The organism is Pseudomonas sp. IT-P74, assembly GCF_949768175.1.
Classification (GTDB): domain Bacteria; phylum Pseudomonadota; class Gammaproteobacteria; order Pseudomonadales; family Pseudomonadaceae; genus Aquipseudomonas.
On the sequence record NZ_CATKQD010000027.1, the window covers coordinates 1 to 1,850 of the forward strand.

The following is a 1,850-nucleotide window of genomic DNA, read 5'->3' on the forward strand; positions in this document are numbered from 1 at the left end:
GGGTGTCTGAACCAGAGCCACCGGTGGCTTGCGCAGTGGTCAGCCCCAGGTTGGCCGTCACCGCCGCCGTGGCAAAGGCATAGGACACGGTATCGATACCGGCGGCGCCATTGAGAATGTTGTTGCCGGCCGCCGCACTGATGACGTTATTGAGGCTGTTACCGGTGCCGTTGGCAGCGCCGTTCGCCAGCAGGCGCAGGTTCTCGACATTGTCAGTCAGGGTGTAGGTGTCGAGGTAGCTATAAACGGTATCGGTGCCACCGGTGTTGGCGACAGCATTGGTTTCGCTGACGATATCGCCGACATTGTCGACGTAGTAGAGGTCGGAACCATCGCCGCCAGTCATCCGGTCCACGCCACTGCCGCCATCAAGGGTATCGTCGCCGGCGCCACCATTGAGGATGTCGCTGTCTGCGCCGCCGATAAGGATATTGGCGAAGGCATTACCGGTTAGTGTATCGGAGTCATCAGTACCGATGACGCCCTCGATAGACACGAAAGTATCGTAGCCTTGGTACGTATATTGCGAGCCGGTGTTGGACAGGTCGACTCTGACGCCGTAGTTGGAATACGCATACGAAACAAAGTCGGTGCCCGCCGCGCCATTGAATATATTGTTTGATGAGTTGCCGACAATGGTGTTGTTCAGTGCGTTACCTGTGCCGTTGATACTGCTATTACCGGTCAGAATCAGGTTTTCTAGATTGTCACCGAGTGTATAGCTGATGTTTGCCTGAACGACGTCGGTACCCTGGTTGGCAAGTTCAACAAGCGTATCCAGCGCATCCACGATATAGGTGTCGTCTCCCAGGCCGCCCAAGAGCCTGTCGCTGCCCGCTGCGCCGTAGAGTACGTCATTTCCGGCAAAGCCATTGATGACGTCATTGCCCGAAGAGCCATAGAGCGAGTCATTCCCGACAGTACCTTGCATGTTGTCATTGCCGGACGTACCGCTGACGATGCTGAATTTGTAGTAACCGGCTACGCCTGTGTTACCTGGAGTGGTTTCCAGCCCGAGAATGGCGGACTCATTGCCCGATTGCGGCAGTTCATACCAGGAGGAGCCATCACCAGTCGAGTAACCGGCACGGGCAACGGTTCCTCCCAGTCCACCGGTGCCGCCACTGGCGCTACCGGTTGTCCAGTTGACGGTTTCATACCTGAAGATGACATCGAAGTTGCCGCCGCCCTTCCCGACCAGCTGGAGTTGAAAGGCATTTAGTTTATCTGTCTTGCTGTTGTAATAACCGACATCATCCCAAGTAACGGTCAGCGTGCCATTGCCTGTAGCGTTGAAGTCGTAATAGACCAGGTTGCTACCCGTCGACGTACCGCCCGGCGTTGCGCTGACTGTTCCACCACGGGTATCGACGTCGGCAAAAAAGGGAGCAATCATCGGCCTGCTGGAGTCTTGCATGCCGTAGGGGGTATAGGTGGAAAGGCCGCCACCAAAAGTGATGTTTCCGTTGTTATTGACGGAAATATTGGTGTAGCTGGTGCCGAAGAAGTTGAGTCCGGCAGCCCCGAAAACAGTGCTGATATTAATGTTGGAGGTGTAGCTATCATCGTTTCGAGTCAGCTGGTTCTCCCCGAAACCGGCTGCACCACCAAGACCGTTTATCAAGCTAGCCATATCAACACTCCTGTCGTTCATTTAAACGTTCTTGTCAGTTTTTTTTCGGGACAACCATGAAACATCAGATATGCAACGTCTGGCCGATCAGGCAAACAGGTCGACAGCTTGCAGGTTGCTCACCCCCACCAACTGAATTTCGAATTCAGCGGCGGTGTCGGCGTCGGTGCTGCCGTAGAGAACGCCACCGGCGAAGCGTACTTGCCCTGTGGCATTA

1 protein-coding gene is annotated in these 1,850 nt (G+C 55.1%); it reads right to left on the reverse strand.

Going from position 1 to position 1,850, the window contains the following annotated elements; genetic code table 11:
* A partial coding sequence (locus ACM6J5_RS16305) for a calcium-binding protein (protein ID WP_414928967.1) occupies positions 1 to 1,633 on the reverse strand: 1,633 nt, incomplete at its 3' end.
* Positions 1,634 to 1,850 lie beyond the last annotated feature (217 nt).